At 74.1% G+C, this 23,354-nt stretch carries 26 protein-coding genes and 1 riboswitch; of the genes, 9 read left to right on the top strand and 17 right to left on the bottom strand.

All coding sequences use genetic code 11. The annotated features are described in order from the left end of the window. Positions 1-32 precede the first annotated feature (32 nt). From MJ876_RS09045 to MJ876_RS09035, 3 genes are read left to right on the top strand one after another with little or no spacing between them, the layout of a single operon-like run. On the top strand, positions 33-872 hold the full coding sequence (locus MJ876_RS09045) for an ABC-2 family transporter protein (protein WP_240235946.1): 840 nt from the start codon (positions 33-35) through the stop codon (positions 870-872). Beyond that, entirely contained in the window at positions 865-1,677 is an 813-nt protein-coding gene (locus tag MJ876_RS09040) for an ABC transporter permease (protein WP_240235945.1), read from the top strand. The genes MJ876_RS09045 and MJ876_RS09040 overlap by 8 nt, the downstream gene beginning before the upstream one ends. Next, positions 1,674-2,654 carry an ATP-binding cassette domain-containing protein gene (locus MJ876_RS09035; protein ID WP_240235944.1) on the top strand — a complete coding sequence of 327 codons (981 nt, stop codon included), beginning with the start codon at positions 1,674-1,676 and terminating at the stop codon, positions 2,652-2,654. The genes MJ876_RS09040 and MJ876_RS09035 overlap by 4 nt, the downstream gene beginning before the upstream one ends. A gap of 60 nt (positions 2,655-2,714) precedes the next feature. Here MJ876_RS09035 and MJ876_RS09030 read toward each other — a convergent pair whose 3' ends face one another. Further along, positions 2,715-3,860 carry an aminoglycoside phosphotransferase family protein gene (locus MJ876_RS09030; protein WP_240235943.1) on the bottom strand — a complete coding sequence of 382 codons (1,146 nt, stop codon included), beginning with the start codon at positions 3,858-3,860 and terminating at the stop codon, positions 2,715-2,717. Between the two features lie 21 nt (positions 3,861-3,881). Here MJ876_RS09030 and MJ876_RS09025 point away from each other — a divergent pair, with 21 nt between their 5' ends. Then, positions 3,882-4,295 carry a MarR family winged helix-turn-helix transcriptional regulator gene (locus MJ876_RS09025; RefSeq protein ID WP_240235942.1) on the top strand — a complete coding sequence of 138 codons (414 nt, stop codon included), beginning with the start codon at positions 3,882-3,884 and terminating at the stop codon, positions 4,293-4,295. On the opposite strand, the gene MJ876_RS09020 is transcribed toward MJ876_RS09025, so the two are convergent. The 9 genes from MJ876_RS09020 to MJ876_RS08980 form a co-directional block, all read right to left on the bottom strand. Further along, entirely contained in the window at positions 4,292-5,794 is a 1,503-nt protein-coding gene (locus tag MJ876_RS09020; RefSeq protein ID WP_240235941.1) for a hypothetical protein, read from the bottom strand. The genes MJ876_RS09025 and MJ876_RS09020 overlap by 4 nt on opposite strands. A 430-nt stretch (positions 5,795-6,224) precedes the next feature. Beyond that, positions 6,225-7,916: a phosphomethylpyrimidine synthase ThiC gene (gene thiC / locus MJ876_RS09015; RefSeq protein WP_240235964.1), complete on the bottom strand. Its 1,692-nt coding sequence runs from the start codon at positions 7,914-7,916 to the stop codon at positions 6,225-6,227. A gap of 149 nt (positions 7,917-8,065) precedes the next feature. Next, a complete protein-coding gene (locus tag MJ876_RS09010) occupies positions 8,066-8,647 on the bottom strand; it encodes a thiamine phosphate synthase (protein ID WP_240235940.1) in 582 nt (193 codons plus the stop codon). Beyond that, positions 8,644-9,402 (bottom strand): thiazole synthase, encoded by a 759-nt coding sequence (locus MJ876_RS09005; RefSeq protein WP_374202465.1) that lies wholly within the window; start codon positions 9,400-9,402, stop codon positions 8,644-8,646. Before MJ876_RS09005 ends, MJ876_RS09010 begins: the two co-directional genes overlap by 4 nt. 10 nt (positions 9,403-9,412) lie before the next feature. Then, positions 9,413-9,601 (bottom strand): sulfur carrier protein ThiS, encoded by a 189-nt coding sequence (thiS, locus tag MJ876_RS09000; protein ID WP_374202464.1) that lies wholly within the window; start codon positions 9,599-9,601, stop codon positions 9,413-9,415. A gap of 2 nt (positions 9,602-9,603) precedes the next feature. Beyond that, positions 9,604-10,761, bottom strand: coding sequence for a glycine oxidase ThiO (gene thiO, locus MJ876_RS08995; protein ID WP_240235937.1), 1,158 nt, complete (start codon positions 10,759-10,761; stop codon positions 9,604-9,606). A 5-nt stretch (positions 10,762-10,766) separates the two neighbouring features. Next, the gene (locus MJ876_RS08990) at positions 10,767-11,114 is read right to left on the bottom strand and encodes a hypothetical protein (protein ID WP_240235936.1); all 348 of its coding nucleotides are present in this window, start codon (positions 11,112-11,114) and stop codon (positions 10,767-10,769) included. Then, positions 11,109-11,218, bottom strand: a riboswitch (TPP riboswitch). (Overlaps the previous gene by 6 nt.) Positions 11,219-11,563: 345 nt before the next feature. Next, positions 11,564-12,766: a TRAM domain-containing protein gene (locus MJ876_RS08985; RefSeq protein ID WP_308192582.1), complete on the bottom strand. Its 1,203-nt coding sequence runs from the start codon at positions 12,764-12,766 to the stop codon at positions 11,564-11,566. Beyond that, entirely contained in the window at positions 12,763-14,823 is a 2,061-nt protein-coding gene (locus tag MJ876_RS08980) for an APC family permease (RefSeq protein WP_240235935.1), read from the bottom strand. Before MJ876_RS08980 ends, MJ876_RS08985 begins: the two co-directional genes overlap by 4 nt. 83 nt (positions 14,824-14,906) lie before the next feature. On the opposite strand from MJ876_RS08980, the gene MJ876_RS08975 reads away from it, so the two are divergent. Continuing rightward, the gene (locus MJ876_RS08975; protein WP_275694719.1) at positions 14,907-15,554 is read left to right on the top strand and encodes a TrkA family potassium uptake protein; all 648 of its coding nucleotides are present in this window, start codon (positions 14,907-14,909) and stop codon (positions 15,552-15,554) included. 8 nt (positions 15,555-15,562) lie between these two features. Further along, positions 15,563-16,234: a TrkA family potassium uptake protein gene (locus tag MJ876_RS08970; RefSeq protein WP_240235933.1), complete on the top strand. Its 672-nt coding sequence runs from the start codon at positions 15,563-15,565 to the stop codon at positions 16,232-16,234. Between the two features lie 702 nt (positions 16,235-16,936). Here the strand turns inward: MJ876_RS08970 and MJ876_RS08965 are convergent. Genes MJ876_RS08965 through dut form a run of 4 tightly spaced genes read right to left on the bottom strand, consistent with a single transcriptional unit; the run spans position 16,937 to position 19,137 of the window. Then, the gene (locus MJ876_RS08965; RefSeq protein WP_240235932.1) at positions 16,937-17,644 is read right to left on the bottom strand and encodes a DUF3159 domain-containing protein; all 708 of its coding nucleotides are present in this window, start codon (positions 17,642-17,644) and stop codon (positions 16,937-16,939) included. Next, positions 17,641-18,015: an OB-fold nucleic acid binding domain-containing protein gene (locus MJ876_RS08960; protein ID WP_240235931.1), complete on the bottom strand. Its 375-nt coding sequence runs from the start codon at positions 18,013-18,015 to the stop codon at positions 17,641-17,643. The genes MJ876_RS08965 and MJ876_RS08960 overlap by 4 nt, the downstream gene beginning before the upstream one ends. Positions 18,016-18,019: 4 nt before the next feature. Continuing rightward, positions 18,020-18,649 carry a DUF3710 domain-containing protein gene (locus tag MJ876_RS08955; protein ID WP_240235930.1) on the bottom strand — a complete coding sequence of 210 codons (630 nt, stop codon included), beginning with the start codon at positions 18,647-18,649 and terminating at the stop codon, positions 18,020-18,022. Then, complete coding sequence (dut, locus tag MJ876_RS08950; protein ID WP_240235929.1) at positions 18,646-19,137, bottom strand: dUTP diphosphatase; 492 nt, start codon at positions 19,135-19,137, stop codon at positions 18,646-18,648. Before dut ends, MJ876_RS08955 begins: the two co-directional genes overlap by 4 nt. Positions 19,138-19,196: 59 nt before the next feature. On the opposite strand from dut, the gene MJ876_RS08945 reads away from it, so the two are divergent. Continuing rightward, entirely contained in the window at positions 19,197-19,664 is a 468-nt protein-coding gene (locus MJ876_RS08945; RefSeq protein WP_240235928.1) for a DUF3093 domain-containing protein, read from the top strand. Positions 19,665-19,722: 58 nt separating this feature from the next. Next, positions 19,723-20,043: a DUF4235 domain-containing protein gene (locus tag MJ876_RS08940; protein ID WP_240235927.1), complete on the top strand. Its 321-nt coding sequence runs from the start codon at positions 19,723-19,725 to the stop codon at positions 20,041-20,043. 115 nt (positions 20,044-20,158) lie between these two features. On the opposite strand, the gene MJ876_RS08935 is transcribed toward MJ876_RS08940, so the two are convergent. From MJ876_RS08935 to MJ876_RS08925, 3 genes are all read right to left on the bottom strand, one after another. Continuing rightward, on the bottom strand, positions 20,159-20,449 hold the full coding sequence (locus MJ876_RS08935; protein ID WP_240235926.1) for a DUF4193 domain-containing protein: 291 nt from the start codon (positions 20,447-20,449) through the stop codon (positions 20,159-20,161). 160 nt (positions 20,450-20,609) lie between these two features. Further along, positions 20,610-21,476, bottom strand: coding sequence for an inositol monophosphatase family protein (locus MJ876_RS08930; protein WP_240235925.1), 867 nt, complete (start codon positions 21,474-21,476; stop codon positions 20,610-20,612). Then, positions 21,473-22,612 carry a ferrochelatase gene (locus MJ876_RS08925; protein WP_240235924.1) on the bottom strand — a complete coding sequence of 380 codons (1,140 nt, stop codon included), beginning with the start codon at positions 22,610-22,612 and terminating at the stop codon, positions 21,473-21,475. Before MJ876_RS08925 ends, MJ876_RS08930 begins: the two co-directional genes overlap by 4 nt. 72 nt (positions 22,613-22,684) lie before the next feature. Between MJ876_RS08925 and MJ876_RS08920 the strand changes: the two genes are divergently transcribed. Further along, on the top strand, positions 22,685-23,332 hold the full coding sequence (locus MJ876_RS08920) for a GntR family transcriptional regulator (RefSeq protein WP_240235923.1): 648 nt from the start codon (positions 22,685-22,687) through the stop codon (positions 23,330-23,332). Positions 23,333-23,354: the final 22 nt, after the last annotated feature.

Raw genomic sequence — 23,354 nt, 5'->3', positions numbered from 1 at the left:
TCGCGCTTGTGCGCCCAGGCGCGGAGGTGGCCGTGACACAGGCCCCCCGGGGTAGGTCTCGGAGGGTCCGCCCTGTCCTGCGCACCTACTCCCGGCTGCTGGCCGCCGGGTTCCGGCGCGGGTCGCGCTACCGCCTCGCGGCGTTCGGGGGTCTCGTCGCGAACGCGACGTTCGGGCTGCTCAAGGTCGCCGTGCTGTTCGCGGTGGTCGACGCCGCGGGCGGCGAGGTCGCCGGGTACGACGTCGGCGCGATGAGCGCCTACATCTGGATCTCCCAGGGCCTGCTGGGGTCGGTCAACCTCATGGGGCGCACCGACATCGCCGAGCGCATCCGCACCGGCGACGTCACCACCGACTTCCTGCGGCCCCTCGACGTCCAGGCCGCCGCGGTCGTCGAGGACGTCGGGAAGTCGCTGTTCGCCCTGATCCCGCGCGGCGTCCCCACGGTCACCATCGGGTTGCTGCTGGTCGGCATGGACGGCCCCGACGGCCCGCTCGGCCTGCTGCTCGGGGCGCTCAGCCTCCTGCTGGGGATCACCGTCTCCTGCGCGACCGTCTACCTCGTCGCCGTCGCCGGGTTCTGGATGGTCGACAACCGCGGGCTCCAGATCCTCTACATGGTCCTGTCCGGGTTCCTCGCCGGCTTGTTCGTGCCGATCGCCCTGTTCCCGGGCTGGCTGCACGCGACGGCCCTCGCCACCCCGTTCCCCTCGATGCTGCAGTTCCCGGTCGACGTCCTCTCCGGCCGGGCCGACCACGCCACGGCGGCGCTGCTCGTCGTCGTCCAGGTGGGGTGGCTCGTCGCCGTCGCCGCTCTCGGGCAGGCGCTGACCCGCGCGGGCCGGCGGAGACTGGAGGTGCAGGGTGGGTGACCGGACGGCCGTCCTGGCCCCCTACCGCGCCGTCCTCGCCTCACGGGTGCGCGCGCAGCGCTCCCACCGCGCCAGCTTCCGCCTCGACCTGGGCAGCTCGATGCTCGTCGGGGTCGTCGAGCTCGCCGAGATCGCCGTGCTGTTCCTGACCGTCGACCGCCTCGGCGGCCTCGACCTCGCCGCGATCGTGCTGGTCTTCGGCATCGCCGACCTGTCCTTCTCGCTCGCCGACACGGTGTTCGGCCACTGCGACAACCTGCCGACGTACCTGAAGGCCGGCACGCTCGACGTCTTCTACCTGCGACCGCAGCCCCTGCTGGCGCAGCTCGTCACCAGCGACATCTCGCTCCGACGGCTGGCGCGCGCCTTCGTCGGCCTGGTCGCGCTCGTCGCGGGGCTCGTGGTCAACGACGTCGCCTGGAGCCTCGGCAACGTCGCCCTCCTGGTGCTCGCCGTGCTGTCCGGGATCGCCACCTTCTCGGCGATGTTCGTGTGGGCCGGCGGCATGCAGTTCTTCCTCGTCGACGGCTACGAGGCCACCAACGCCTTCGTGTACGGCGGCCGGTACGCCGCCACGCAACCGGCCTCGGTGTGGGGCCGCCCGCTGGTCGTCGTCTTCGGCTTCTTCTTCCCCATGGCCTTCACCGCCTACCTGCCGGCGCTGACGATGCTCGGCCTGCCCGGCGGGGACTGGCTGCCCGGCTGGCTGGGCTGGCTCGCGCCGGTGGCCGCGGTGTGGGCGTGGGTGCTGGCGCTGGCCGGCTGGCGGATCGGGGTGCGGCACTACCAGGGAGGCGGCGGATGAGCGGCGGGACGATCATCGAGACCGAGGGGCTGGGTCGCGACTTCCGCGTCCGGGAGGGGATGCGGCGTCGCACCGTCGTCGCGCTCGACGCCCTCGACATGCGGGTCGAGGCGGGCGAGGCCGTCGGCTACATCGGCGCGAACGGCGCCGGGAAGTCCACGACCATCAAGATGCTGTGCGGGATCCTCGTTCCCACCCGGGGGCGCGTCGTCACGTGCGGGCTGCGCCCGGTGCCGGACCGTCGTCGCCTGGCCCGCGAGATCGGCGTCGTGTTCGGTCAGCGCAGCCAGCTGTGGTGGGACCTGCCGACCCAGGAGTCGTTCCGGATCCTCGCCGCCGTCCACGGCCTGAGCCCGGAGCAGGAGCGCGGGCGCACCGCGGAGCTGGTCGAGCGTCTCGAGCTCGGCGAGTTCCTCACCGTCCCGGTCCGCCAGCTCTCCCTCGGCCAGCGGATGCGCGCCGAGGTCGCCGCCGCGCTGCTCCACTCCCCCCGCCTGCTCGTCCTCGACGAGCCGACGATCGGCCTCGACGTGCTCAGCAAGCAGCGGCTGCGGGAGTTCCTCGTCGCCGAGCGGCGCGAGCACGGGACGACGCTGCTGCTCACGACCCACGACATGGGCGACGTCGAGCGGCTGTGCGACCGCGTGCTGCTCGTCGACCGCGGGGCGCTGGTCTACTCCGGCACGCTCGCCGGGTTGTCCCGCACCGTCGGCGCCGAGCGGGTGATGGTGCTGGACCTGGCGGAACCGGTGCCGCCCCTCGAGGTCGCCGGCACCACGCACCGCGGGTCCGAGGGAGGGTCCGAGGGACGCAGCTTGCGCCAGCGCCTGGCCTTCGACCCCGAGGCGACCACCGCCGCCCGGGTCCTGGCCGCCGTCACCGAGCAGCTGGGGGACGACAACGAGGTGCTCGACCTCGCCATCGAGGAGCCGGACGTCGAGGACGTCGTCCGCCGGGTCTACGCGGCGCGCCGCTGAGCGGCTCGGCCCCCTGGGTCGGGGCAGGCGGGTCAGGGGTCGGCAGGACGAGCCGGTGGGCTAGACGTCCGCGGCGAGGAGGTCCAGGGAGTGCCGGGCCAGGTCGGCCCGCAGCGCACACGTCGCGGCCAGGGACTCCGGGGGTGACCCGAGCTGCTCGAACGGCACGGCCGAGACCCCGGCGAACAGCCACAGCAGCATCGCGTGGTGGCGCCGGACCATCTCGTGCAGCCCGGGCCGCCCCTCGGCGGCGAGCCCCTCGGCGTACGCCGCGACGCAGGCGGCCGAGAGCTCGGGCAGCGGCACGGGTGGCGCGACGCCGAGCTGGAGGGCGCCCGCCACGAGCTGGGTCAGGTCGAAGCCCAGCGGCTGCGGCTGCCAGAAGCCGAGGTCGATGACGGTGAAGGAGCCGGCCTCGGGACCGGGGAGCAGGTTGGCCGGGCAGGCGTCGCCGTGGCTGGGAGCGGTCCCGGCGGCGTCGAGCTCGGCCGCGACCACGTCGACGTCCACCGTCGCGGCCAGCAGCTCCTCGCGGAGGTCGCCGAACGCCGCCGCCACCGCGGGGTGCGCCCAGAGGGCGTCGTCGGCGAGCGCCGGGAGCACCTGGAACCGCAGGCGACCGGTGACGTAGTGCGCGATGCTCCAGTCGAAGCCACCCACCCCGGCCAGCGGCGCCACCGCCGGGCTCCCGGCGAGGCGGCCCAGCAGGTACGCCGCCCGCTCGTAGCGCGCGCGGTCCCAGGGGACCGCCGGCCGGGTCACGTCCTCCAGCCAGGCCACCCACGACTCCGGGCAGGGGTCCGGGTCGAGGTCCACGACCGCGAGCGCGCGCGGCATCGTCAGACCCGCCGGCAGCCGGTCGCGCAGGTCGGACCGGTACGCCGCGGCCTCGTTGCGCCAGGGGTAGCCGGCGGCCGCCACCTCGCGCACCGGCTCCGGCACGTGGGCGAAGAACGCCGAGTGCCGCCAGGCCTGGACGTGCTTGACGAAGACCCGCCACGACTCCTCCCCGTCGGGCGTCCGCGCCGTCCCCGAGACCCACCAGCGCGCCACGGTGGTGAGCGCCGGGACGTCGTACGCGACCCGCTCGACGGACACCGGGCCGACGGCGACCTCCTCGGTCGGGTGGCCCAGCAGGTCGGCCACGACCCCCCTCAGCGTCGTGTCGTCGAGGTCGGCGGGTCCCAGCAGCGATCGGTCACCCATGCGGGTAGTAAAGTCACTTTCATGTCTCGGGTCAACGGCTCCCACCACGTCGCCGCCCTGCTCGCGGCGCTGCTGGACGACGTCCGCGCCGCCCACGGCCGCCGTCTCGACCTGCGGGTCTCACACCTGCGGGTGCTCGACGCCTGCCCGCCCGACGGCGCAGGCGTCGGTGACCTCGCCGCACGTCTGGGCATGACCGCGCAGGGCTGCGGGCAGCTCGTGAACCGGCTGGTCGACTCGGGGCACGTCGAGGTGCGGCGCGACCCGGACGACGGGCGCGCCCGGCGGGTCCTGCGGACGGCAGCCGGCGACCGGGCCCTGACGGAGTTCGAGCAGGCGCTCGTCGAGGTCGAGACGGCCTGGTCCGCGCGAGTGGGTGCCGGGCGCTACGCGGCGTTCCGGGAGGTGCTGACCGAGCTCGGCGCCGGCGGCTAGAAGCCCAGCACCTTGCCGAGTGCCGAGAAGACGGCGTCGAAGGTCCTCGTCACCGGGTTGGTCGGCCCCTCCGCGCTGGACTTCTGCCAGAACAGGGGGTGGGCGCCGGTGAGCTCGTCGTCCACGAGGGGCTCCTTGCCGCGCAGGTACGGCCAGAAGACCTCGGTCCGGTTGACGCCCTTGAGCAGGCGGGAGTCGAAGCCCATGAGGAGGTTCTGCTCGATCCGGGTGGACCCGCCCCGCGGGTTGGTCGCGACGGCGTCGCCGACGCCCTCGACGACGAGACCACCGGTGCCCGCGAACAGGATGTAGCGCACCTGCCAGGTCGCGAACGACTGGATGCCCCACCGCCACCTCGTCCGCAGCTCGGGTGCGCCGACGACGCCCACGACGTGGCGCGGGTGGATCACGACGCCGGGATGGTCCGTGAAGTCGATGCGCATCAGGTAGGCGTCCGCGTCGTCGGGCGAGCCGAGCGTCGCCGACGTCACGCCCTCCCCGCCGCTGATGCGGCTGAGGAAGGACAGCCCGGCGGCGAAGCTGATGAAGGGCGCGGACCAGTCGTACAGCAGGCGGCTCCGCGTCCGCCCCTGCACGGGGCGGACGTACTCCGAGCGCGCGGAGAGCACCTCGCCGTCGGCCAGGTCCACCGTCAGGGTCCGTCGGGCTTCGCCGACGCTGAGCTCGGCCGCCTCGTCCTCCGACGGGTCCGCGAGACGTATCGGCGTCTGCGCCCGGTGGACCAGCGGCATCAGCACGAAGTAGCTGACCGTGCGCAGGGCCGGGGGCAGGAGGATCAGCAGCACCGCCAGGCCGACAAGCCATCGCCAGGACCGCGCCCACTGGTCGACGACCCACCCGGCCGCGGTCGACCTCGTCTGCTCGAGGCTCTCCTGCTCCGCCCGGTTCCGGGCCAGGTCGGACTCCGTGGCCTCGATCTCCCGGTCGGCGAAGGAGGAGCCACCCCCCTCCCCGATCCGGTCCAGCTTCTCCGCCGGCGTGAGGGACGGGTCGGCCAGGACGGCGGCGTCGTCCTGGGCCTGCTCCAAGGACTCCTGGACGGTGTCGACGGACCGCGCGGCCGCCTCGGCCGCGGCCTCGGCGGCCTCGCAGGTGTCCCCGGGGGTCAGCAGGTCACCGAGCCGCTGCCAGAGGTCGCACTGGACCCGGGCGTCCTCACGGAGGTCCTCGGCCTCGGCCCGTGCGTCCGCCACCTCACCGGCCAGCCCGTCCACCTGCTCGGCGGCGAGGGACTCGAAGTACTCGACGGACGCGCTCTGGTCCGCGACGGAGGAGTCCTCCAACCGCTCCAGGTCGGCCTCAAGGTCCGCTCGCTCCGCGGCCAGCTGCTGCAGTCGCTCCCGGTCCGCCGCAGCCTCGCGGAGGCTCGGGACGACGGTCTGGCCGACCAGGTAGCCGAGGAAGAGGACGAGCACGAGCACGAGGAAGAGCCCGACCTTCTTCAGCAGGAAGCCGAGGACGGCCGCGACCAGGCGCACCCGACGAGCCTAGTTGGACGGGCTGAGCTCCAGCAGCGCCACGCCTTCGACGTCAGCGCGATCACGTGAGGCCCACTGCACTCATGGTGCCGAGCGAGCCCGTGACCCGCGGCCGGTGCGGGTGGTCCCGAACGAGAGCATGCACGACGCGGGCCCGCCCGCCCACGACAGCCGACGACCGCAGCTCGTCTCCTGCCCCGCGTGGGCGACATGAGCCCGCGGCGCGTCTCGGACCCGACGTCCTCGTCCGGCTGACGCCCCGGCCAGCCTGCCCGCTCCAGCTGGCCCGTGAGCGGCGTACGTCCCGGCGCGCAGCGACGACGTCCCAGAACCTCTCCCAGGCCGTCGGCGGACAGGCCCCGCCCCCGACCTCGACGGCCCGCTCGGCCGCCGAGGTCGGATCACCGAGCAGGTACCGGGCGGCTCCAGGTCATGGAGCGTGAGTCTCGGCAGGCTCCTCGACGTAGATGGACGAGCCCAGCTCCACGAACTGCGTGGACTTCTCCGCCATGCCGGAGTCGACGTAGTCGCGGACGTCCTGACTGATCCGCATGGAGCAGAACTTCGGCCCGCACATGGAGCAGAAGTGTGCGGTCTTGCTCGCCTCGGCCGGCAGCGTCGCGTCGTGGAAGGACTCCGCCGTGTGCGGGTCCAGCGACAGCGCGAACTGGTCGTGCCACCGGAACTCGAAGCGCGCCTTCGACAGTGCGTCGTCCCAGTCACGCGCGCCCGGGTGGCCCTTCGCGACGTCCGCGGCATGGGCGGCGAGCTTGTAGGTGATCACGCCGGTCTTGACGTCGTCGCGGTTCGGCAGGCCCAGGTGCTCCTTGGGGGTGACGTAGCAGAGCATCGCCGTGCCGTGCATGGCGATCGCGGCCGCGCCGATCGCCGAGGTGATGTGGTCGTAGCCCGGAGCGATGTCGGTGGCCAGCGGGCCGAGGGTGTAGAACGGCGCCCCGTGGCACCAGTCCTGCTGGAGCACGACGTTCTCCTCGACCAGGTTCAGCGGGACGTGGCCGGGGCCCTCGACCATCACCTGCACGTCGTGCTCCCAGGCCCGCTGGGTGAGCTCGGCCAGCGTGCGCAGCTCGGAGAGCTGGGCCTCGTCGTTGGCGTCCGCGGTGCACCCGGGGCGCAGCCCGTCACCCAGGGAGAACGACACGTCGTAGCGCGCGAAGATCTCGCACAGCTCGTCGAAGTGGGTGTAGAGGAAGTTCTCCTGGTGGTGGGCCAGGCACCAGCCGGCCATGATCGCGCCGCCACGCGAGACGATCCCCGTGATCCGCTGCGCGGTGAGCGGGACGTAGCGGAGCAGCACGCCGGCGTGCACGGTCATGTAGTCGACGCCCTGCTCGCACTGCTCGATCACGGTGTCGCGGTAGATCTCCCAGGTCATCCTCGAGGCGTCGCCGTCGACCTTCTCGAGGGCCTGGTAGATCGGGACGGTGCCGATCGGGACCGGGGAGTTGCGCACGATCCACTCCCGGGTGGTGTGGATGTCGTCCCCGGTGGAGAGGTCCATCACGGTGTCGGCGCCCCAGGTGACCGCCCAGGTCATCTTGTCGACCTCCTCGGCGATGGAGCTCGTCACCGCGGAGTTGCCGATGTTGGCGTTGACCTTCACCAGGAAGCGCTTGCCGATGATCATCGGCTCGGCCTCGGGGTGGTTGACGTTGGCCGGGATGATCGCGCGTCCGGCCGCGACCTCGCTGCGCACCAGCTCGACGTCCATCCCCTCGCGGATCGCGACGTACTCCATCTCCGGGGTGACCACACCTCGGCGGGCGTAGTGCATCTGCGTCACCGTGCACCCGGGCCGTGCACGGCGCGGTCGTGCCCGGTGCCCGCGCCAGGGGTCGCGGGCCTCCCCGCGGCGTACGGCCGCCCTGCCGTTGTCGAGCAGCTGGGCCTCGCGGCCGTCGTAGTCCTCGGTGTCGCCGCGCTCCGCGACCCAGCCGCTGCGCAGCGCGGGCAGGCCGACCTCGGGGTCGCTGCCGGGGCCGGCAGTGGCATAGCGGTCGAAGGTCTCGCCGTTGGTGAGCGCGACGCGGGTGAACGGCACGGCGATGTCGTCGCGCTGTCCGGTGCGGTGGACGGTGCTGTGCTGGGGGTGGATGTGCATCAGTTCTCCTCGTGGGGGATGGGTGGAGACGTGGGCGTGCCGGGCAGCGGTCAGGAGGTCGGGGCCGCGGGCCCGGTGGACGGCGAGGGCTGCGCTGTCGGTGCCGGAGTCCGTGCCGGGGTCGCCGAGGACCATCAGCGGGGCGGCCATCACTCCCCCAGCTCGGCCATCAGCGCGGAGACGACGGCGGCCGGGTCGTGGGCCCGCATGACGGCACCCATCACCGCGACACCGTGGGCCCCGGCCGCGCTCAGGTGGGCCGCGGACCCAGCAGACACGCCGCCGAGCGCCAGCACCGGCAGGCCGCCGGCGGCCTCGACGGCCCGGCGTACTCCCTCGGCGCCGAGCGCCGGACCGTAGCCCGGCTTGGAGACCGTGGACGCGACCGGCGAGATCGTCACGTAGGCCGCCCCCTCCTCGGCGGCCCGCGCGACCGCGGCCTGGTCGTGGCAGGAGCGGCCGTGCGGCGGGCCGCCCGGTGCCGGAACGGCCTGGTGGGCAGCGAGGTGCAGACCCCTCACACCGGGTAGGACGGTGCGCGCCGAGATGACCTGCATGTGAGCCGACAAGGCGTCGGCGAGGGCGGCACGCGCCGGCTCGTCCAGGTCGAGCTCGCGCAGCACGACCGTCGTCGCGCCGGCCGCCGCGCACGAGGCCAGGGTCTCGACCAGGCCACGACCCGGGGGCAGCTGCCCGCGGTCGGTGAGCAGCAGCAGCCTCGGCACCTTCACCTCCCCACCCGCCCGCGCATCGGGCTCGATGCCCGCGCCGTCTCCCGGCGCGGGATCCGCCCGGCCCGACGGGCGAGCTGTCCCGCCTCGACGGCCAGGCTCATCGCGCGCGCCATCGCGACCGGGTCCTCGGCGCGGGTGACCGCGGTCGCCACGAGCACCGCGTCGCAGCCGAGCTCCATCGCGTGCGCCGCCTCGCTGGCCGTGCCGATCCCCGCGTCCAGGACGACCGGGACGTCCACCGCCGCCCGCACCGCCTCGATCGTGTGCGGGTCAGCGATCCCGCGCCCCGAGCCGATCGGGGAACCCAGCGGCATCACCGCGGCGCAGCCGACCTCGACCAGCCGACGGGCGACGACCGGGTCCCCGGTCGTGTAGGGCAGCACGGTGAAGCCGCGAGCCACCAGCGTCTCCGCCGCCTCGACCAGCTCGACGACGTCGGGCAGCAGGCTGAGCTCGTCACCGATCACCTCGAGCTTGACCCACTCGGTGTCGAGCGCCTCCCGGGCGAGCTCGGCGGTCAGCACCGCCTCCTGGGCTCCGAGGCAGCCTGCGGTGTTGGGCAGCACCCGGACGTCGAGCCCACGCAGGGTCGCCAGCAGGCTGCCGGTCCCCGTGTCGGAGGTCCGCCGGACCGAGACCGTCACCAGACCGGGGCGCGCCGCCTCGACCACGCGGCGCACGGTCTCCAGGCTGGTCAGTCCGCCCGTGCCCAGCCACAGCGGGGCGAGCCGCACGCCCGCGACCTCGAGCACGTCCACCCCCTCACCCGCCCTGGTGGGCGGTGACGACCTCGACGAGGTCGCCGTCGCGCAGCGGGGTGGCCGGCCACTCGGCGGCACGCACGACGCTGCCGTTGAGGGCGACGGCGACGCCGCGGGGGTCGGGGGCCACCGTCTCCAGCAGGCCGGTCAGCGCGGTGCCCTCGGGCAGCTCGTGCGGTCGTCCGTTCACGCTCAGGCGCATGGTTCCTCGTTCCGATCGGTGTCGCGGTCCGTGTTGCGGTCTGCGGGGCGGTCCGTGTCCCCGGGGCGGTCGAAGCGCTGGGGGTGGAACGGCCGCGCCGCCGGCGGCACCGCAAGGCCGTCGACGTGGGCGCGCACGGTCGCCGCGGTCACCGGCGCGAGCAGCACGCCCCCGCGGTGATGTCCGCCGGCGAGCAGCAGCCGGGCGCTCCCCGTGCCCGGCACCGGTCCGAGCAGGGGGCCGTTGTCGGGGCTGCCGGGCCGGTCCCGGGCGACCACCTCGAGCAGCTCGGCGGTGGCGAGGCCGGGCACCAGGGCGCGCGCGGTCTCGAGCAGCCGGGCCACCCCGCCGAGGGTGGGCAGCGGTTCGCCGTCGCCGGCCGGGTGCTCCTCCTCGGTCGCGCCGATGACCAGCTCGGAGTGCGCGCGCGGCACGACGTAGACCCGCTCCCCGTGGACGCGGGCCCGCAGCACCCGGGCCGGGCCCGGCCCGGACCGCACCCGGACCGCCTCGCCGCGCACCGGGCGCACGTGCGGCATCCCGGTCGCACCGGTGGCGAGCACCACCACGTCCGCTCGCAGACGGGAGCCGTCGTCCAGGACCACGCCGTCGGACCCGGGTGTCGCGCGGGCACGGACCACCCGGTCCCCCAGCACCGCGAGCAGCGCGTCGGCGACCCGCCGCGGGTTGACGTGGCGGTCGTCGGGCAGCAGCGCCCCGCCGACGAGGCGCCCCGAGAGCATCGGCTCCGCCGCTCGCAGGGCGCGCCGGTCGAGCTCGTCCACCAGCACCCCGCTGGCGTCGAGCAGCCGGCAGGCACGGTGCACCTCGGCGAGGTCGTCGCGGTCGGCGGCGACGAGCACGGTGCCGGTCGAGCGCAGGTCGGGCTCGCGCCCCGATCGTTCCGCCAGCGAGGCCGCGAAGGCCGGCCACCGCGCGAGCGAGTCGATCCCCAGCCGCAGCAGTGCCTCCTCGCCGAACCATGCCTCGCCACCCGGCGCGAGCATCCCGGCGGCGGCGTACGTGGCGCCACCGCCCGGTCGGGGGTCGCAGACGGTCACCTGGTGCCCGGCCCGGACCAGCTCGTCGGCGCAGGCCAACCCGATCACCCCGCCGCCGACGACCACCACCCGGAGCCGGGGCGTCACCGGGCTCACGACGTGTGCACGGGCTCGGCGATCTCCCGGGCGGCGCCGGGTGGGTCGGGGTCCTTCCAGACCGCGGCGAACACGGCGACCACGGCGACGCCGAGCGCCCCGGTGGCGGGGGCGACGTCGAGGCGGTCGTCGTCGATCACCCGCGTCCCCGGTGCCGCGAGCCCAGCCACCAGCTCACGCGTCCGGGCGACGACCCCACGGTCCCTGGCCTGCTTCGCACGGACCCGCACCGGTTCGACGCCCGTCGTGCCGACGGTGCCCTCCCCGACGACGGCGAGCAGGCGCGACAGTGCTTCCCGATCCAGAGGACCGAGGTCGGTGATCAGGTGGCAGCGTGGCAACACGTCGATCTCACTTCCTTCGCCGGCATGACCCGGAGCAGGTTCGACGGTCAGGGCGGCTTCAGCCCCATCTCAGCCCGATGCATCGGGCTCCCGTGTGGATGCTGAGGACACTAGCACCGGACCGGTCCGTGCCCACGGGTGTCGTCCGCGCGGGTGTGCGGGGAGCGGCGCCACCAACGTCGGAGGAGCCCGCGCGGGCGTCCGCGGCGCCCGCGCCGCCCTGGAGTGCCGGGACCGACGTCGGGACGCTGACGGTGGGTCGAACCCGGCCGCGCAGTCCTCCTGGGTCGTCTCCGGGTCGGCGGCGTACCGACCTCGGAGGAGCAGCGGGTCAGGGGCGTCGACGTCGCGCGCCGGCCATCACCGCGGTCTCACCGTGAGCCCCGTGTGAGCCCCGTGTGAGCCCCGAGGCCGGATCCCGGGGTTCGGCACCGAGACGACCAGTCGCCTCACCGGAGGTCAGAGCCGGTCCTCGTCAGCAGGGCCACGCACTCGACGTGGTGGGTCATGGGGAACAGGTCGAACGCCCTCAGCGACGTGAGCCGGTAGCCCAGCTCGGCGAGCGTCGCGACGTCGCGGGCCAGCGCCGCGGGGTCGCACGCGACGTACGCGACCGCGCGGGGGGCGCGGGCGGCGACGGCCTCGCAGACCTCCCGTCGCGCACCGGTGCGGGGCGGGTCGAGGACGACGAGGTCGACGCGCGACGGCGCGTCCGGGCCCGCGAGGACGGCGGCCACGTCACCGGGCAGCACGTCGACGCCGGGGAGGTTCTCGGCGGCCAGGGCGGCCGCGGTGGCGTCCCCCTCGACGGCGGTCACGCGCCCGACCGGGCCGACCTCCTCGGCGAGGAAGGCGGCGAACAGGCCGACGCCGGCGTACAGGTCCAGCACGGTCTCCCCCGGCTGCGGCACGAGGGCCTCGAGGACGGCGGACAGCAGCGCCTCGGGCGCCCCGGGGTGCACCTGCCAGAACCCGTCCGCCGCCACGGCCAGCCCGCGACCGCGGACGGTCTCGACGACGCTGAGGCCCTGGGTGGCCGGGCCCGGCTCCCTCGCGTCGCGGGCAGTGATGAGGCAGTCGTCGACCTCGACGACCTCGTGGGAGCGGTGCTTGCGCATCCCCCGCCGTCCCCCGGGCAGGGGCACGAAGCGCTGTCGTGTCCGCCAGCGCAGGCCGGGCGGGGCGTCGGGCTCGCCGGGCACCTTCTCCACCACGACCGCCACGTCGAGACCGGCGAGCCGCTCGAGCTGCTCGGCCACCACGTCGGCCTTGAGCCGGCGCTGGGCCGGCAGCGCCACGTGCTGCAGGTCGCAGCCGCCGCACAGACCGGGACCGGCGTACGGGCAGGGCGCCTCGACACGGTCCGGGGAGGCCTCGAGCACCTCGACGGCGTCCCCGCGCCAGAAGCGGTCGCCCTCCGTGCCCTCGGTCAGCTCGACGACGACGCGCTCGCCGGGCAGCGCGTGGCGCACGAACACCACCCGACCCGGCTCGCCCTCGGCCACGGTCACCCGCGCGACACAGTGCCCACCGTGGGCCACCGGCCCGACCTCGACCTCGTGGCGCCGTCCGACCACGGAGGCACCGCGGGCGGCGCGCTGCCGGGGCCGTCGGTCCCCGCGGCGGGGCGTCGTGCGGCGGGGGCGGCTCACCGGGTGTTGCTGGGTCGGCTGGGGCCCCGGTTCTCGGGGTCGATCAGGCGGCCGCGGCGCACGTCGCCGGCGCGGACGCGGCCCTGGTCCCGCTTGGCGCGCTCGAGCGCGATGGACGACGAGCGCAGCTGGTAGGGCACCGAGATGACCATGACGCCGGGCGCGAACAACAGCCGCCCCTTGAGGCGCAGCGCGGTCTGGTTGTGCAGCAGCTGCTCCCACCACCGGCCCACGACGTACTCGGGGATGTAGACCGCCACGACGCCGCGCGGGTTGCCCTTCCGGATCTCCACCGCGTACTCGACGACGGGGCGGACGAGCTCGCGGTACGGCGAGAAGAGCACCTTGAGCGGGACGTCGAAGCCGCGCTCCTCCCACTCCTTCAGCAGCGTGTTGGTCGCCGCCTGGTCGGTGCCGACGTACACCGCCTCCAGGACGTTGGGCCGGCTCGCCTTCGCGAACGCCAGGGCGCGCAGGGTCGGCTTGTGCAGCTTCGAGACCAGCACGATGGCGTGCACGCGCGTCGGCAGGACCTTGTCGGACTCGTCGGCGGCGAGCTCGAGGGCGACGTCGTCGTAGTGACCGCGGATCCGGCGCATGAGCCAGAAGAAGAAGCCCATCGCGAGGATGGTGATCCAGGCGCCCTCGGTGAACTTGGTGAGGACGACGATGACCAGCACGACCGCGGTGAACGACAGGCCGATCGTGTTGATCGTGCGCGAGCGCATCATCCGGCGGCGCACCGCGGGGTCCTTCTCGGTGGCGAGGTGTCGCGTCCAGTGCTTGATCATCCCGAGCTGGGAGAGGTTGAACGAGACGAAGACACCGACGATGTAGAGCTGGATGAGCCGGGTGACCTCGGCGTCGAAGGCGACGATCAGGACGATCGACATGACGGCGAGGAAGACGATGCCGTTGGAGTAGGCGAGGCGGTCGCCGCGGGAGGCGAGCGCGCGGGGCGCGAAGCCGTCCTGGGCGAGGATCGAGCCGAGCACCGGGAACCCGTTGAACGCCGTGTTGGCCGCCAGCAGCAGGATCAGGCCGGTCACCGACACGACGACGTAAAAGCCGGGCGGGAAGCCGTCGAAGATGCCCCGGGCGATCTGCGCGATCAGCGTGCTCTGGTCGTAGCCCTCGGGCAGCATCTCGCCGGTCGCGGTGCGCAGCCGCTCCAGCTCGTGCGGCTCGACGTACTTCACGCCCATCTCGCGGGCCAGCACGATGACCGAGATCATCATCGTCACCGCGATCATGCCCAGCAGGAGCAGCGTGGTCGCCGCGTTGGCCGACTTCGGACGCCGGAAGGCGGGCACGCCGTTGCTGATGGCCTCGACCCCGGTCAGCGCCGCGCACCCCGAGGAGAAGGCGCGGGCGAGCAGGAAGACCAGCGCCAGCGCGGTCAGCGGCTCCTCGAAGCCGGGCCTCGGCTCGATGATCAGGTCCGCCGACTCGGCCTGCGGCAGCGTGCCGGTGAGCAGCCGGAAGACGCCGATCGCGCACATGCCGAGGATCGCGACCATGAAGGCGTAGGTCGGGACGGCGAACACCGAGCCGGACTCGCGGACGCCCCGCAGGTTCACGGCGGCCAGCAGGACCACCATGACGACCGCGAAGGTCGCCTCGTGGCCCACGAGGAACGGCAGCGCCGACGCGGCGTACTGGGCCCCGGAGCTGATGGACACGGCCACGGTCAGCACGTAGTCGACCAGCAGCGCGCTCGCGACCGTCGTCCCCGCGGTGGGGCCGAGGTTCACCGTCGCGACCTCGTAGTCGCCGCCGCCGGAGGGGTAGGCGTGGACCGTCTGCCGGTACGACGCGATGACCGCCGTCATCACGACCGCGACGGCGATCGCGATCTGCCAGGACCACACGTACGCCGAGGCGCCGGCGATCGCGAGCATCAGGAAGATCTCGTCGGGTGCGTACGCCACGGACGACAACGCGTCGCTGGCGAACACGGGGAGCGCGATGCGCTTGGGGAGCAGGGTCTCCCCCAGCTGCGAGCTGCGCAGCTTGCGGCCGAGGAGGATCCGCTTCGAGGCGTCGGTGAGACCCACGATCGGCAACGGTAAGCCATGCGGGGACTCGCCCGTGGGCGGACGCCGCCTGGGATAGCGTGCGTGCCGTGCACGTCGTGATCATGGGTTGCGGGCGGGTCGGGTCGACCCTGGCGCGCAGCCTCGAGGACCGGGACCACACGGTGGCCGTCATCGACACCGACCCGGACGCCTTCCGGCGCCTGGGCCCGTGGTTCAACGGGGACAAGGTCACCGGGGTCGGGTTCGACCAGCAGGTCCTCGCCAAGGCCGGCATCACCCGCGCCGACGCCTTCGCGGCCGTCTCCAGCGGCGACAACTCGAACATCATCGCGGCGCGCGTCGCCCGCGAGACGTTCGGCCTCGAGCAGGTCGTCGCCCGGATCTACGACCCCGGCCGCGCCGAGGTCTACCAGCGGCTCGGCATCACGACGGTGGCGACGGTCAAGTGGACGGCCGACCAGGTCCTGCGCCGGCTGCTGCCCGCGGGCACCGAGCCGGACTTCCGCGACCCGTCGGGCACGATCCGCGTCGACCACCTCGTCGCGCCGATCTCCTGGGTGGGCAGCCGTGCCGGGCAGCTGCAGGAGCAGTCCGGCGCCCGGATCGCCTGGATCGACCGCCTCGGCGAAGGCGTCCTGCCGACCCGCGAGTCCGTCATCCAGGAGGGCGACATGCTCCACGTCGTCATCCGCGAGGAGCACGCCGGCCACGCCCACCGCGTCTTCGAGCGCGGACCCGAGAAGGACTGAGGACCCCGATGCGAGTCGCCATCGCCGGAGCCGGCGCCGTCGGACGCTCCGTGGCCGCCGAGCTGATCGAGAACGGCCACCAGGTCCTGCTCATCGACAAGGCACCCGTGTCCATCAAGCCCGAGCGCGTGCCGGACGCCGAGTGGCTGCTCGCGGACTGCTGTGAGCTGTCGTCGCTCGAGGAGGCCCGCCTCGACGCCTGCGACGTGGTCATCGCCGCCACCGGCGACGACAAGGCCAACTTGGTCGTCTCGCTGCTCGCCAAGACCGAGTTCGGGGTGCCCCGCACCGTCGGCCGGGTCAACCACCCCGACAACGAGTGGCTCTTCACCGAGGCCTGGGGCGTCGACGTCAACGTCTCGACCCCGCGCATCATGTCGGCGCTGGTCGAGGAGGCCGTCGCCATCGGCGACATCGTCCGCCTCTTCACGTTCCGCCAGGGCAACGCCAACCTGGTCGAGCTGACGCTGCCGGACGACTCGCCGTACGTCGGCACGCCGACGGGCCTGATCCCCTTCCCCGAGAACTGCGCGCTGGTGACGATCCTGCGCGACGGGCAGGTCTACACCCCGGACGGCGAGCAGCCCATCGAGGGCGGCGACGAGCTGCTGTTCGTGGCCTCCGCCGACGTCGAGGCCGACCTCGAGCGTCTGCTCGCGCCGTCCCGCCACCCCCAGTAGACGCGAGTCGGCCCGAACGCACGCCGTACAGACACCGAGTCGGCCCGAACGCACGCCGTACAGACACCGAGTCGGCCCGAACGCACGCCATGTCCTGGACCCCGTGGGGATCCGGAGGCCCGTTCAGTCGTGGTCGCGGCCATCCGGGGCGAGCCGTCGCGAGGGTGCGCGAGGCGGCGGCGGGCCGCCGACTCCTCTGCGTCGACGTGCACCTGTCCCCCGACTCATCCAGGAGGTCGACGAGAGGCTCAGTCTGCGCGTGCCGGAGCACGACGTCGTGTTCACCCACTGGGACCTGCCCAGCGGCCGCGTCGGCTTCCGACGCCGCACGGCGCTCGGGCACCGGTAGCCAGGAGACGCGGAGTCCCTTGACGGCTCGAGGGCTTGCCTGCGCTCGGGCCGACTCGGCGTCCCCCAGTCAGGAGTTCGGGCCGACTCGGCATCCCTCAGCCGCGAGTTCAGGCCGACTCGGCGTCCCCCAGCCGCGAGTTCAGGCCGACTCAGCATCCCCCAGCCGCGAGTTCGGGCCGACTCGGCGTCCCCCAGCCGCGCGTTCGGGCCGACTCGGCGTCCCCCAGCCGCGAGTTCAGGCCGACTCGGCGTCCCCCAGCCGCGCGTTCGGGCCGACTCGGCGTCCCCCAGCCGATAGCTCCGGCCGACTCGGCGTCCCCCAGCCGATAGCTCCGGCCGACTCGGCGTCCCTCAGTCGGTAGTTCGGGCCGACTCGGGGGTGACGGGGGTGGCGTTGCGGCCGAGGACCCAGGCCATGGCCGCCAGGGCACCGACCTGGAGCGGCCAGCCGAGGACGACCTTCATCACGCCGAGCGCGGCGATGACCGGCTCCGCGGGCAGGACGTCGCCGTTCGCACCGAGCCACAGGGGCCCCTGCGAGACCACCCGGACGACGCACGGCAGCACCAGCAGCCAGGTCAGCCGCGTGCAGAGCCTCACGACCTGGGGGTCGGAGCGCCACGCGGTGGGGTCGCCGGTGACGCTGCCGACCATGAAGCCGACGACGGGCCAGCGGGTGATGCACGACAGCGACATGAGGACGGCGTACCCGGCGTTGTAGATCAGGCCGGGCAGGAAGTAGGCGAGCGCCTGCTCGTCCTCGGTGCCGCCCGAGCGCGCCGACAGGGTCACGAAGAGCGCCCCGATGCCGATGCCGAACAACGCGTTGAGGACGAACTGCACCGAGGAGCGCTGGGCGAGACGGACGACGAGCAGCACGAGCGCGGCGCCCACGCTGCAGATCAGCGCCAGGCGCAGGTCCCGGGCCGTCAGCCAGGTCGCGGTGAAGACCAGCGTGGGCACGGCCGCCTCGAGCATGCCGCGGACGCCGCCGAGGGCGGTCGAGAGCTGGCCGCGGACGACCTGCTCGACCGTCCGGGTGGTCGCGGCCTCGCTCACGACAGGAGCTCGTAGCGGGGGTTGTAGATGACCCGCGCCTTCTCGTTGCGGCCGATCCGGCCCTCGACGGCGAGCTGTCGCCCGGCGCTGATGCCCGCGATGTGGCGTCGGCCGAGCCAGACGACCACGATCGTCCCGGTGCCGTCGCTGAGCTCCGCCTCGAGGGCGGGGACGCCGCCCCGCGGGCGCAGCGTCACGGTGCGCAGGTGTCCCTCCAGCCGCACCCGGACCCGGTCGGGCGCGCTGCCGACGGGACACGCCTTGACCGGCGCGGGCCCCGACCCGGGCGCGCGCGGCGGGCCCTGCTCGACGGCCGCCGGTGTCGGGCCCTGCTTCTGGCGTCGCAGCCCGGGGAGTCCTCGTCCAGCCACGGCCCTAGCCCAGCCTGCGGGCGCTGTCGGGGAGCACGATCGGCAGCGGGTCGCCGACAGGCATGGCGTGGGTGCCGCGCCGGACCACCACGGTGGCGAAGGCGTCCTCCCAGTCCTTCGCCTCCTCCGCGTCGACGGCGGGCTTGCCCAGCAGGGTGGCGCGCAGCAGCCAGCGCGCGCCGTTGTAGCCGATCACCCGCGACGGCTGCTCGGCGGCGGTGCCGTCCGAGCGCTTCACCGGCATGCGGCAGACGAGCTCGGTGCCGAAGCGGCCCTCCCGCTCCGAGGCCGTCCCGCCCCGGCGGGTCAGGTCCTCGGCGATCTGGGGACGCACCTCGGACCACAGGTCGCCGTTGCGGGGGGCGGCGAACGCCCGGAGCTCCATCGCCCCGTCGGGGGCGGCGACGAGCACGGAGCGGACCGCCTGCGTCTTCTCGTCGACCTGCACCCGCACCTCGCGGCCGTGCCAGGGGGCGATCAGGAGCGAGCCGAGGTCGACACGCTCGGTGCCCTTGAGGTCGACCTCGCTGACGTCGAACGGGCCGGCGGCGGAGTCGTCGGTGCCCGCCTCGGTGGTCCCGGTGGCGGCCTTCTCGTCCGTGGTCGCGCTGCTGTCCTTGCGGCGGAACCTCACGGTGCGCTGCTCCTCGGGTCGGTGGGATCGGGCTCGGCTGGGGGGCCGAAGCCACCGGTAGAACCGTAACCCCCGGTCCCCCGGGGCGAGTCGGGAAGGACGTCGGCCTCGACGAACACCGCCCGCTCGACGCGCTGGACGACGAGCTGGGCGATCCGGTCGCCGCGCCGCAGGGCGACGGTCTCGGCGGCGTCGGTGTTCACCAGGAGCACGCTGACCTCCCCGCGGTAGCCGGCGTCCACCGTGCCCGGCGTGTTGACGATGGAGAGCCCGTGGCGCACGGCCAGGCCCGAGCGCGGGTGCACCAGCGCGACGTAGCCCTCCGGGAGCGCGATGGCGATACCGGTGGGGACCAGGCGGCGCTCCCCGGGTGCGAGCTCGACGTCGACGGTGGTCCGCAGGTCGGCGCCGGCGTCGCCGGGGTGCGCGTACGACGGGGGCGGGAGGCCGGGGTCGAGGCGCTGCAGGAAGATCTCGGGTCCGGGCACGGGGGCGAACCTACGCCCCGGGCACCGCCGCCGACCGCGACAGTGGGAGGCTGGGGGGCGTGCAGGACGCTCCGCCCACCCACCACGAGCGGCTCACCGTCCCGCTTCGCTGGTGGGTCCAGGCCACGATGATGGTCGCGTCGTTCTGGCTCGCGCTCGTCGTGGCGCTGCCCGGCGTCGCCGCCTGGGGGATCACCGCACTGGTGATGGGACTCGTGGCGGCGGCCTTCCTCACCTACGGCTCGGCCTCGATCACGGTCACCGACGGGCACCTGCAGGCCGGCCGGGCCCGCATCGAGCTCGAGCACGTCGGCCGGGCCGTCGCCCTGGACCGCGAGGCAGCCCGTCGCGCCGCCGGCGTGGAGGCCGACGCCCGCGCGCACCTGCTGCTGCGCCCCTACCTCCATCGGGCGGTGCGGGTCGAGATCACCGACCCGGCCGATCCGACGCCGTACTGGTTGCTGGGGACCCGGCACCCGGACGACCTCGCGGCCGCCCTCGCCGGGGACCGGCACGAGCGCGCCTGACCCGTCGCTAGGGTGAGGTCGAACACCCCCGTCGCGCAGCTTCGAGCAGGAGGACAGCATGGCCAAGGACTCGTCGAAGGTCTGGTCCGCCTTCTCGCTCGTCTCCGCGCTCGCCGCCGCGTCGGTGGCGAAGAAGACGCTGAACACCGGGTGGCGAGCCGCCACCGGCAAGAACCCGCCGGCGAACCCGGCCGACCCGGACGTCGAGCTGTGGGAGGCCGTGCTGTGGGCCACCGCCAGCGGGGCCGCCGTCCAGCTCGCCCGCATGTTCGCCGCGCGCCGTGCCGCCGGCTACTACCTCAGGAGCACCGGCCACCTGCCGCCGGAGCTGCGGGCCGACGACCAGCGCGCCGACAAGGCCCCGGCCCCCACCACCTGAGCCCGACCGGGCCGCGACCCCGGGAACGACGAAGCCGCCTCGGAGGTCTCTCCGGGGCGGCTCTGACGTGGGCGTGCTGGTTCGGCCGGGCGCGCTCGTCGCGCCCGGCGCGCGCTCAGGCGCAGTCGCGGCAGATGAGCTTCTTCTCGTCGAACAGCTGGCTGCGGTGGTGGACCAGGAAGCAGCTCATGCAGGTGAACTCGTCGTCCTGGCGGGGCTTGACCTCGACGGCCAGCTCCTCGTGGGACAGGTCGGCGCCGGGGAGCTCGAACGACTCGGCGGCCTCGGTCTCGTCCTCGTCGACCTTGCCCGAGTTCTTGTCGTGGCGGCGAGCCTTGAGCTCCTCGATGCTCTCCTCGCTCTGGTCTTCCTCTGTCTTGCGTGGTGCGTCGTAATCGGTGGCCATCGTCGGTGTGCAACTCCCGTGTGCAGGGTGGGGCTTGGGGGGCGGACGGGCCGTGGCTGGACCTCGTCCGTGGTGGTGCCGGCCAGTCATGGTGCACCATCCCGGGCGGGGGCGGCACATCGGTGTCCGGCGAGTCGGAGCAACCGCGTGGGGGTCCCTCCTATTCCGCCGCAGTACCCCCGGTGAAACCGGCCCACTCGACCGCGTCCAGCAGCTCCTCGAAGCCGTGTGAGGGGGCACACACCAGGAGGTCCAGACCTCCCACACCGGGCAGGACCCGCGTGCTCGCGCCGGCCTCGCGGGCGACGAGCCCGGCCGCCGCGTGGTCCCAGAGGTGGACGCCCTCCTCGACGTACCCGTCGGCCCGCCCCTCGGCCACGAGGCAGAGGTCGAGGGCCGCCGAGCCGCGCCGCCGGATGTCCCGGACGTGCGGCAGCAGCCGGACCCAGGCCTCGGCCTGGAGCACCCGGATCCGCCGGTCGTAGCTGAACCCGGTGCACAGCAGCCGCTCCGCCAGCGGCGCCGGGCCACGGACCGCGAGCGGGACGCCGTCGCGCCGCGCGCCGCCACCGAGGACGGCCTCGTACTCGGTACCGGTGGCGGGGTCGACGACGACACCGGCGACGACCTCGCTCGTGCCGTCGACAGTGACTTCCGCGGCCACGCAGACGGAGTAGCCGTCCAGGTCGTAGAGGAAGTTCACGGTCCCGTCGATGGGGTCGACGATCCAGCGGACACCGTCGGCGGGGACGGCGTGCTCGTCGTCCGCGCTCTCCTCCCCGAGGAACCCGTCCTCCGGGCGCGCCGCGAGGATCCGCTCGCGGACGAGGGCCTCGCAGGCCCGGTCGGCCTCGGTGACCACGTCGATGTCGCTCGTCTTCGTCGCGGCGACCTCGACGGCGCCGCTGCGACGCTCGCGCACCAGGGCCGCCCCCTCCCGCGCCACCGCGAGCGCGAGGTCACGCAGCGCCTCCGGTGACGCGCCCGACGGCCCGGACGGCGCCGACGGCGCCGACGGCGGGCTCATGCCTCCTCGACCCCGCCGGCGACGGGCAGCGCCTGGCGGGCGTTGGCGCAGCAGTCCACGGCGCAGCGGTCCCAGGCCGGGCCGAGCTCGCCGGTGGTGGCGCGGGCGACGTCCTCGCCGCGCTCGACCGCGGCGCGCTCGAGCAGGAGGTCGCGCACGGTGGCGACGAACCGGGCGTCGGTGCCGGCGGTCCCCGCCCGGACGGCGGGCAGGCCGAGCTCGCGGGCCGTCTCGAGGGCCTCGGTGTCGAGGTCGTAGACGACCTCCATGTGGTCGGAGACGAAGCCGATGGGGGCGATGACGACGGCCGTCGTCCCGGACTCCTTCAGCGCGGCCAGGTGGTCGTTGACGTCGGGCTCCAGCCACGGGACCTGCGGCGGGCCGGAGCGCGAGCAGTAGACGAGGTCGGCGCCGTGGGTGCGCCCGGTCTGCTGCGCCACCTCGGCCACGATCGCGTGCATGACGCTGGTGTGCTGCGCGACGTACGCGCCGCCGCCGAGCGCCGGCGGGCCGGAGGCCTCGTTCATCGACGTGGGGATCGAGTGGGTGACGAACACCAGGCGGGCGTCGTCGCGGACGTCCTCGGGCAGCTGCGCCAGCGCGGCGAGGACGGCGTCCACGTTGGGCTCGAGGAACCCCGGGTGGTCGAAGTACACGCGGAACCGGTCGAGCTTCGGCGGGGTGCCCACCTCCGGCGGCACCGAGTCGCGCGCCGCGGCGAGGTTCTCGCGGTACTGCCGGCACCCCGAGTACGACGAGTACGCCGAGGTGACGAAGCAGGCCGCGCGGGTCACGCCGTCGGCGGTCATCTCCCGCAGCGTGTCGGTCAGGTAGGGGTCCCAGTTGCGGTTGCCCCAGTAGACGGGCAGGTCGACGCCCGCGCCGGTTAGGTCGGCGCGCAGCCGCTCGAGGAACGCCCGGTTCTGGTCGTTGATCGGCGAGCGGCCGCCGAACTGGAAGTAGTGCTCCCCCACCTCCACGAGCCGCTCGCGGGGGATGTTGCGCCCCCGCGTCACGTTCTCGAGGAACGGGACGACGTCCTCGGGCTTCTCGGGGCCGCCGAAGGACACCAGGAGCACGGCGTCGTACGGCGAGGGGTCGGGGACGGGCGCGGACTCCGGGGGCGAGGTGGTCATCGTCCTCAATCGTAGGCAGGGCGACGCGGCCCCGACACCGCGCTCCCGGGCCCCGCCGGGCAGGATCTGGCCATGCCCCCCTCCGACGCCTCCCCCGGTGCCCCGGCCTCGGGTCTCGCCGAGCAGGTGGCGCGTGACCTGCGCGAACGCATCCTGACCGGCGAGCTGGGCAGCGGGCAGCCGTTGCGCGAGGCGGCGCTCGCGACGGCGCACGGGGCGTCGCGCAACACGGTGCGGGAGGCCTTCCGGCTGCTGGCCCGTGACCGGCTCGTCGTCCACGAGGCCCACAAGGGCGTGACGGTGCGGACCCTGACCGCGGACGACGTCCGTGACATCTATCGCGTGCGCCTCGCCCTCGAGCCCGCCGGCCTGGGCTCGGTGGACCCCGACGAGCTCGGCGCCGTGGTCGAGGCCGCCCAGCGGGCCGCGGCGGCCGGGGACTGGGCCGCGGTGTCGACCGCCGACCTGCGCTTCCACCAGCTGCTGGTGACCGCGCTGGGCAGCCCGCGCTTCGACGAGATGTTCCTCTCCGTCCTGGCCGAGCAGCGGCTCGCCTTCGCGCAGGTGGCGTCGGGCCGCGACCTCCACGCGCCGTACCTGGAGCGCAACGCCGGCATGGTCGCCATGCTGCGGCGCGGTGAGGTGGAGGCCGCCGAGACGGAGCTCCGCGCCTACCTCGCGGACGCCCGCGAGGAGCTGTGCGCGGCGGTCGAGGCGTAACGGCCCCGTTAAATCGTTGAAC

The sequence above is a fragment of the Nocardioides sp. CFH 31398 genome (genome assembly GCF_022436705.1).
Taxonomy (GTDB): Bacteria; Actinomycetota; Actinomycetes; order Propionibacteriales; family Nocardioidaceae; genus Nocardioides.
Note: the sequence above shows the minus strand (reverse complement) of the source record. Positions and strands in the feature narration are given on the sequence as shown.

Coding starts and splice junctions, on each gene's coding strand:
- MJ876_RS08940 (WP_240235927.1), top strand. CDS start 19,723: ATGGCCAAGGACTCGTCGAAGGTCTGGTCCGCCTTCTCGCTCGTCTCC.
- MJ876_RS08920 (WP_240235923.1), top strand. CDS start 22,685: ATGCCCCCCTCCGACGCCTCCCCCGGTGCCCCGGCCTCGGGTCTCGCC.
- MJ876_RS09035 (WP_240235944.1), top strand. CDS start 1,674: ATGAGCGGCGGGACGATCATCGAGACCGAGGGGCTGGGTCGCGACTTC.
- MJ876_RS09030 (WP_240235943.1), bottom strand. CDS start 3,860: ATGGGTGACCGATCGCTGCTGGGACCCGCCGACCTCGACGACACGACG.
- MJ876_RS08970 (WP_240235933.1), top strand. CDS start 15,563: ATGCGAGTCGCCATCGCCGGAGCCGGCGCCGTCGGACGCTCCGTGGCC.
- MJ876_RS08935 (WP_240235926.1), bottom strand. CDS start 20,449: ATGGCCACCGATTACGACGCACCACGCAAGACAGAGGAAGACCAGAGC.
- MJ876_RS08930 (WP_240235925.1), bottom strand. CDS start 21,476: ATGAGCCCGCCGTCGGCGCCGTCGGCGCCGTCCGGGCCGTCGGGCGCG.
- MJ876_RS08975 (WP_275694719.1), top strand. CDS start 14,907: ATGGGTTGCGGGCGGGTCGGGTCGACCCTGGCGCGCAGCCTCGAGGAC.
- thiC (WP_240235964.1), bottom strand. CDS start 7,916: ATGCACATCCACCCCCAGCACAGCACCGTCCACCGCACCGGACAGCGC.
- MJ876_RS08925 (WP_240235924.1), bottom strand. CDS start 22,612: ATGACCACCTCGCCCCCGGAGTCCGCGCCCGTCCCCGACCCCTCGCCG.
- MJ876_RS09025 (WP_240235942.1), top strand. CDS start 3,882: ATGTCTCGGGTCAACGGCTCCCACCACGTCGCCGCCCTGCTCGCGGCG.